Raw genomic sequence first — 7,434 nt, forward strand, 5'->3', positions numbered from 1 at the left:
CCGATGGTACTGCAGGGGGGACCCTGTGGGAGAGTAGGACGCCGCCGAACAATTTTTGGGGAAAGCCCCGCACCGTATGGTGCGGGGCTTTTCTGCGTTTGGGGGTCAGTCGCTCCGCGCTGCTGGGGTGGGCGTGGGGTGGACGGGGCCCGTAGCGGGGTTTGTCAGGCAGGCAGCGGCTGGTGGGGCCAGCGGGCGCGGGCCTGTTCCTGGGAGCGCATGGTGGCGAGGGTCAGCAGACCGCGGGTGTGGCCGGTGTCGAGGAGGCCGGGAAGGGTCGGCAGGGGGGCGAGGGCCGCGATGTCGTCCAGGACCAGGGTGAGTGGTGGGTCGAGCCGACCGTCAGATGACCGTTCGGCCATGCGGCGGCCGTGCTCGACCACGTGCGAGAGGAGTGCGGTGAGCAGTGGCATCGCACCCGGGTTGGTACGCGGGTCCTCGATGGGTTCGCCTACCACGTAGAGCGTTCCCCCCTCATGGACGAATGATTCGAGAATGAGGGAATCCGCTCGGGGAGGATTGCAGGCGTCGCGGATGTGGATGGAGGAGAGGGCGGCCAGCGTGCGGCCGAGCAACTCCTTCGCCATTTCGCGGCGTTCGGCGTGCGCGGTGAGGACGGACTCCAGTTCGCCGGCCTGGCCGGCGGAGGCCTTGGGGCTGGTGCGCAGGATGCGTACGGGCTCCTGTGCGGCGCCTGAGGCGTGGGCCCAGCGGTGGAGTTGGCGGAACGGACGTCCGTCGATGGCGGCGGCGTGCAGCCAGCAGCGCAGCAGGGTCTGGGCGGCGTCGGCGACGGCCGAGTCCAGGGTGCTCGCGGGGCGTACGGGGGCCAGCAGGGCGGCGGCGCGGGTGGTGGCGGTGGCGATGTCCTCGCAGCCGGCGGTGGGGGACCAGCGGAGCCGGGCCGGGGTGTCGAGGCGGTGGGTGGGGTCGTAGGTGAGCAGGGGGCCGAGTTTGGCGCGGGCGTCCTTGGTGTCGGCCCAAAGCGCTGGGTCGGTGGTGGCGATGACCAGAGGGCCCTCGGCGGCCGTTACGGCGGCGGCTGCGGTCGCGCGGGCGGCGGCGCGGTCGGGGGTGAAGTGAAGGCGGGGGAGGCGGGGTTGGGGCAGCGGCGTGGCGGTGGGCGTGGTCGCTTCGGGCGGCGCTGCGGGCCCGACCAACTCGTTCACTCGTTCGAATGATTCGGGCGGATTGTGGGCGATGGGGGAATTGCGTGGGGGCGTGGGCCGTTGGTCGGGATGAAGGTCATGGGCGGGGGAGGGAGTGCCGGCCGTGACGGGGGGTTTCTGGAGAGAAGTCGGGGGTGGCGCGGGTGCGGGCTCAGGTGCCGTGTCGTGGGTGTGGGGGGCCGTTGTCGCGGTCTCGGGGGCGGCCGCCGCCGTGTCGCGGGCCGGTGCGCGGGTGGCCGTGGCGGCTGCTTGGCGGCGTGCGGTGCGTACCGCTCGATAGCGGGTGACCGTTCCCAGGGTGAAGATCGTCAGGACCAGCAGCACCATCAGTTCGCCGATGAAGAGGCCCCAGAACAGGCCGTAACCGGAGAGCTGGTCCTTGGGAGTGTCGGGCCAGGCTGCGGCCAGGTCGTGTGGGGCGGCTGCGAGGTGGCGCAGGGCGACGGGGGTGCCGGTGTAGGTGACGCCGTGCGGCCAGGAGCCGTGGGCCAGGAGGCCGGCCAGGCCGGCCGCCGTCCAGACCAGCAGGGTCAGGCCGAGCAGGAAGACCAGTAGCCCTATGAGCAGGGCGTCGGGGACGCCGCGCTCGCGGCCGCGCGGGGGCCTGGCGTCATAGTCGTCCCGGCTGCCGTACCTGCCGTGGTCTCGCTCCCGCTCGTATCCGCGTGTCACGCCACCGTCTCGCTCGACTCGTCTCGCAACTGCCGTTCCATCGCCATGGCTTCGGCGCGTGCCTCGGCCTCGGCGTCCGCCGCCGCTTCGAGGGCGCGTGCCTCGTCGGTCGGCATCGAGGAGGCCTCGGTCATGGCCCGGTCGGTGTAGACCAGCGGGCGTTCGGCCTCGGTGATGAGGTGTTTGACGACCTGGACGTTGCCGTTGACGTCCCAGACCGCGATACCGGGGGTGAGGGTCGGGATGATCTCGACGGCCCAGCGTGGCAGGCCGAGGACCTGGCCGGTGGCGCGTGCCTCGTCGGCCTTCTGGGCGTAGATGGTGCGGGTCGAGGCCATTTTGAGGATCGCCGCGGCCTCCTTGGCGGCCGCACCGTCGACCACGTCGCTGAGGTGGTGGACGACGGCCACGAAGGAGAGGCCGAGCCGGCGGCCGAACTTCAGCAGACGTTGGAAGAGCTGGGCGACGAAGGGGGAGTTGATGATGTGCCAGGCCTCCTCGACCAGGAAGATGCGTTTCTTCCGGTCGGGACGGATCCAGGTGTGCTCCAGCCATACGCCGACGATCGCCATGAGGATCGGCATGGCGATGGAGTTGCGGTCGATATGCGAGAGGTCGAAGACGATCAGGGGCGCGTCGAGGTCGATGCCCGCCGTCGTCGGGCCGTCGAACATACCGCGCAGGTCACCGTCGACCAGGCGGTCCAGGACGAGCGCCACGTCCAGGCCCCAGGCCCGTACATCGTCTATGTCGACGTTCATGGCCTCGGCGGATTCCGCCTGCGGATGGCGCAGCTGCTCGACGATGTCGGTGAGGACGGGCTGGCGCTTGGAGGGCGTCTTGCTGCCGTTGCTGCCCCCGGCGTTGTCCATGGAGCCGAAGTCGTTGAGTACTGCCGCGTGCGCCACCTTGAGGGCGAAGCCGGAGCGTTCGTCCAGACCGCGCCCCATCGCGACCTCGATGATCGTACGGAGCAGGGCCAGCTGGCCGGTGGTGGTGATGGAGGGGTCGAGGGGGTTGAGGCGGATGCCGCCGTTGAGGGCGGCGGTGGGGTCCAGGCGGATGGGGGTTATTCCCAGCTCCTGGGCGATGAGGTTCCATTCGCCGACGCCGTCCTCGCCCTGGGCGTCCAGGACGACGACCTGCCGGTCGCGGAACCGGAGCTGGCGCAGGACGTATGTCTTCTCCAGCGCGGACTTGCCGTTGCCGGATTCACCGAGGACGAGCCAGTGGGGCGCCGGGAGCTGCTGTCCGTACAGCTGGAAGGGGTCGTAGATATAGCCCTTGCCGCTGTAGACCTCGCGGCCGATGATCACACCGGAGTCGCCGAGCCCGGGGGCGGCCGTGGGCAGATAGACGGCCTGGGCCTGGCCGGTGGAGGTGCGTACGGGCAGCCGTGTCGTCTCCACCTTCCCGAACAGGAAGCTGGTGAATGCGTCGGTGAGGGCACCGAGCGGGTCGAACATGGCCATGACGTACGCGCCTCCCAGCGGCTTAGCGGCGTTAGCGGCGGATCCCGGTCGCGAACGGCAGCGTGTTGACGAACGCCCGGTGGTGCTCGCGGTCGCACCACTCCAGCTTGAGATAGGACTTGCCGGCGGACGCGCGGATGGTGCGCTTGTCGCGGGCGAGTGCCTCGGGGGAGCGGGAGGAGACCGTGATGTAGCCGACGAGGTTGACGCCGGCGGCGCCGGAGGCCAGGTCCTCGCCGCGCTGGTCGACGCGGCCGTGGTGGGCGACGTCGCGCGGGTCGACGACGCGGTTCATCTTGGCGGCGCGGCTGGCCTCGGCGTCGTCGTTGGTCTTCTCCGTCAGCATCCGCTCGATGGCGATCTCGGTGGGCTCCAGGTCCATGCAGACGGCGACCGTGCGGATCACGTCCGGGGTGTGGACGAGGAGGGGCGCGAGGAAGTTGACGCCCACCGGGGTCAGCGGCCACTCCTTGACCCAGGCGGTGGAGTGGCACCAGGGCGCGCGGGTCGTCGACTCGCGGGTCTTGGCCTGGAGGTAGGTCGGCTCGGTGGCGTCGAGTTCGGCCGGCCAGGCGTTGCGCTTGCTCATCGCCTGGATGTGGTCGATGGGGTGGTCCGGGTCGTACATGGAGTGCACGAGGGAGGCGAGGCGGCCCTGGCCGAGGGGCTGGCGTACGCGGATGTCGGCCTCCGCCAGGCGGGCGCAGATGTCGGTGAGCTCGCGGGCCATGACGACGGCGAGGCCGGCGTCGCGGTCCACCTTCCGGCCGAGCAGGCCGCCGTGCTGGGTGCGGGCGGCGCGTGCCATGGTGTGCGCCTCGGCGGCCAGTTCGCGGGTGTAGTGCATACAGGCGACGAGATAGGCGCGGTGCTGCTCGGAGGAGGTGGAGACCATCGACTGGAGCTGGTCGTAGGACTCCTGCAGCCAGTGGGGGGAGTTCTTGTCGCCGCGCTGGGCGACGTCCTTGGCGTGCGCGTCGGGGTCGGCCGGGAGGGTGCGGGCCAGCATCTGCAGACGGGTGACGAAGCCGTCCCCGTTGGCGACGTGCTTGAGGAGCGTCCCGAAGCGGTCGACCAGGGCTTCCTGGTCCTCGCTGTCGCGGAGGCCGACGCCGGGTCCCTCGATCTCGATGGCGGCGGTCACCGTCCGGCGGTCGGCGTGCAGCAGTACGGCGATCTCGTCCGGGCCGAAGGGCGCGGACAGCCAGTTGATCCGGCCGATGCCGGGCGGCGGGCCGATCTCGATCTCCCGCCCGTCGAGCCGGGTGCCCGCCTCGGCGGCGGCGGAGCGGTAGGTGGCGCCACTGCGGACCGTGCGGCGGAAGCTGCGGTTGATCTCGAACCACTTGTAGAACGTACGGCCCTTGTACGGGACGTAGACGGCGGCGAGGCCGAGCATCGGGAAGCCGGTGAGGGTGACGATGCGGAGGGAGAGCACGGGCACCAGGAGGCCGCACATCATGCCGAGGAACGCGCCCGCGATGATCAGCGCGATCTCGCCGGTCTCGCGGTTCTTGCCGACGATCGCGTGGGGGCGGGCGCGGCCGATCAGATACGTGCGCCGGGGTGCGATCGGGTGGGACTGCGCGCTCAACGCCCATCACCTCCTGCTGTCTTGCCAGTGCGGGCGCTGGTGCTCGGACCGGGGTTGGGGTTCGTACGGGGAGCGGGGGCCGCGGCCCGGTCGCCGCCGGAGCGGGAGCTGTGCGCGGCGACGCCGCCGGCGACGGCGTCGGCCGGCCGGGACTGGCTGCCCTGGTTGCTCTGGCCGCCCTGATTGCCGCCGTCGCCGGAGCGGCGGGCGCTGTGTGTGTTGATGCCCTGGCGGACGAGGGCGGCGGGGGAGCTGATGACGGCGGCCGCCTTGTTCTCGGCGCCCTGCATGATCCGGTTGTTGCGGGAGTTCGCGATCTCGTCGCCGAAGCCGGGGACGAAGCGGTAGATCATGGCGCTGGCGAAGATGGCGAGCAGGATGATCGCGAGGCCGGACACGACGGCGGAGAAGGCGTTGGGGCCCTTGTCGGAGGAGAGTGCGCCGGCGATGCCCAGCACTATCACGATGACCGGTTTCACCATGATCACCGCGATCATGATGCCTGCCCAGCGGCGGACGTGCGCCCACATGTTCTTGTCGACCAGGCCGGCGTAGACGACGGTGCCGAGGAGCGCGCCGACGTACAGCAGGGCGGCGCGGACCACCAGCTCGAGCCAGAGGACGCCGGCGGCGAGCACGGACACCAGCGAGACGACGATCAGCATGATGGGGCCGCCGCCGATGTCCGTCCCCTTGGTGAGCGCCTCCGAGAAGGCGCCGAAGAAGGTGTCGGTCTGGGCGCCGGTGCCCTTCGCGATGATCTCGGTGACGCCGTCGGTGGCCGAGACGACCGTGTAGAGGATGAGCGGGGTGAAGGCGGAGGCGAGGACGGTCAGCCAGAGGAAGCCGATCGCTTCGCTGATCGCCTCGGTGAGCCGTACGCCGCGGACGGCGCGCTTGGCGACGGCGAGCAGCCACAGGACCAGGGTCAGGACGGTGGAGGCGGCGAAGACGACGGCGTACTGGCGCAGGAAGGCGGCGTTGGTGAAGTCGACCTGGGAGGTGGCTTTTACGGCGTCGGAGAGCTTGGTGACGATCCAGGCGGCGGCTTTGGCACAGCCCTTGGCGAGGGAGGTGAGGGGGTCTAGGGGGTTGTTGTCGAGGGGGTTGGTGGAGGGGAGTTTGGGGGTGCCGGAGGGGGCTTTGTCGCCGGATTGGCAGTAGTCCTTGGCGGGGCCGACGATCAGGTCGCACTTGTCCTTGGGCGACGGGCTGGGGCTTGGTGCGGCCAAGGCGCGTGTGGCCAGTATGAACACCGTGGTCTGCACGCTCACGAGCAAGGAGGTGACGGTGAGCGGGCGCCTCCGCTGGTTACCGTGCATAGGTGAACCCTCCATACTGCTGAACGGCTTCGGCGATCTGGTCTGCGCCGGACGTTTTGTTGTCGCCGTTCACCGGGGCGGGGCCGTCCGTCTGGGAGAATCCGTCGACCTTCCAGTCGCCGTCTGCCCACTTGAGCTGGAGGTGCATGGTGAACCAGTCGCTTGTCACCGGAGTGGTCGACTTTGCCCCGGCCGCGCCGAAAAGTCCGGTGCACCACACCTCAAGGCTCGCGGTGTTGCCGGAGAGTTTCACCAGCTTGGTGCCCACGGGGACGGTGCGGGAGATGTAGGTCATGCCGTGAGTCGCGTTGCCGTTCGCGTCGAGGCCGAGCTTCTTGAGGAAACCGGCCGAGTACGCGCCGTCAAGCTTCGTCTGCATCTCCTCGACCTTGTCGGGTGCGAAGGCTTTCTGAACGATGGAGTGGCGCTCGGTGGGCTTGAGGATATTGGCGGACACCAACGCCACCGCGTAGTTAGCCGCCGCCGACTGCGCCCCCTGCTCCGTCTTTGCGAAGCCCGTCGCGATGTCGCCGTTCTTGCCGGTGACCGGCTTGGTGCCGGTGGGGGCGGTTGGCTGGGGGGTGCTGGATTTGGGGGAGGAGTCGGATGCCGCGTCGGTGTTGCCGGTGTCGCTGCGGTTGGCGAAGGCGATGGCGGCGATCAGCAGGACGACCACGCCGACGGCCGTGACGAGGTTGCGGCTGGAGACGCCGGCTCGGGAGCGTCGTCCCGAGCCGTAGGTGTCGCCTCCGCTGTCGGGAAGCCGTGTACGGGTCTGGCCCGTCTCGGGACCGCGGTCGCCGCCGTAGCCGCCGTCGTCGCTGAGACTCATCGCGCCTGTGCCCCCTCTGCCACCGTCGCCGTTGTTGTGCCGCCTTCATATGACCGTAGCCGCGTGGGCGGCGGCTCGGGCGAAGTGGTACGAGTACATCTCACGGTGACGGTTCCTCAGATGCTGGGCGGTAGAGGCGAATGGGGGACTCTGGGGCATTTACCCCCATCGCCTGTTCCGCGACTGCTGTGGCCTTCTTCCCTCCGGAACCACCTGTCCCCGCGCAGCGCCCCGCCCAATCGGCCCGCTGGTGGCGGGGGTGGCGCAGGCGTGGCAGGGAGGGGGGCGGGCCGGGGTGAGCGGGCGTCAGCATGTGGCCTCGGCAGGGGAGGTGGGGCCAGTGGGGGCGAATGGAGGCACGGGGGGTGGCAGC

At 70.2% G+C, this 7,434-nt stretch carries 5 protein-coding genes; all 5 read right to left on the reverse strand.

Annotation, left to right across the window (positions count from 1 at the left end):
• Positions 1–164: 164 nt before the first annotated feature.
• Genes ADL29_RS38475 through ADL29_RS38495 form a run of 5 tightly spaced genes read right to left on the reverse strand, consistent with a single transcriptional unit; the run spans position 165 to position 7,061 of the window.
• Positions 165–1,841: a type IV secretory system conjugative DNA transfer family protein gene (locus ADL29_RS38475; protein ID WP_425424315.1), complete on the reverse strand. Its 1,677-nt coding sequence runs from the start codon at positions 1,839–1,841 to the stop codon at positions 165–167.
• Positions 1,838–3,307, reverse strand: coding sequence for an ATP-binding protein (locus ADL29_RS38480; RefSeq protein WP_053928124.1), 1,470 nt, complete (start codon positions 3,305–3,307; stop codon positions 1,838–1,840). Before ADL29_RS38480 ends, ADL29_RS38475 begins: the two co-directional genes overlap by 4 nt.
• A 37-nt stretch (positions 3,308–3,344) precedes the next feature.
• Positions 3,345–4,907: an SCO6880 family protein gene (locus tag ADL29_RS38485; protein WP_053928120.1), complete on the reverse strand. Its 1,563-nt coding sequence runs from the start codon at positions 4,905–4,907 to the stop codon at positions 3,345–3,347.
• The gene (locus ADL29_RS38490; protein ID WP_053928121.1) at positions 4,904–6,244 is read right to left on the reverse strand and encodes a hypothetical protein; all 1,341 of its coding nucleotides are present in this window, start codon (positions 6,242–6,244) and stop codon (positions 4,904–4,906) included. Before ADL29_RS38490 ends, ADL29_RS38485 begins: the two co-directional genes overlap by 4 nt.
• Positions 6,219–7,061, reverse strand: a complete 843-nt coding sequence (locus tag ADL29_RS38495) for a DUF8175 domain-containg protein (protein ID WP_053928122.1) — start codon at positions 7,059–7,061, stop codon at positions 6,219–6,221. The genes ADL29_RS38490 and ADL29_RS38495 overlap by 26 nt, the downstream gene beginning before the upstream one ends.
• Between the last annotated feature and the right edge of the window lie 373 nt (positions 7,062–7,434).

The sequence above is a fragment of the Streptomyces chattanoogensis genome, assembly GCF_001294335.1.
In the GTDB taxonomy this organism is placed as follows: domain Bacteria; phylum Actinomycetota; class Actinomycetes; order Streptomycetales; family Streptomycetaceae; genus Streptomyces; species Streptomyces chattanoogensis.

Excerpts from the sequence above, each read along its gene's own strand:
- ADL29_RS38490 (WP_053928121.1), bottom strand. The coding sequence starts at position 6,244 with ATGGAGGGTTCACCTATGCACGGTAACCAGCGGAGGCGCCCGCTCACC.
- ADL29_RS38480 (WP_053928124.1), bottom strand. The coding sequence starts at position 3,307 with ATGTTCGACCCGCTCGGTGCCCTCACCGACGCATTCACCAGCTTCCTG.
- ADL29_RS38495 (WP_053928122.1), bottom strand. The coding sequence starts at position 7,061 with ATGAGTCTCAGCGACGACGGCGGCTACGGCGGCGACCGCGGTCCCGAG.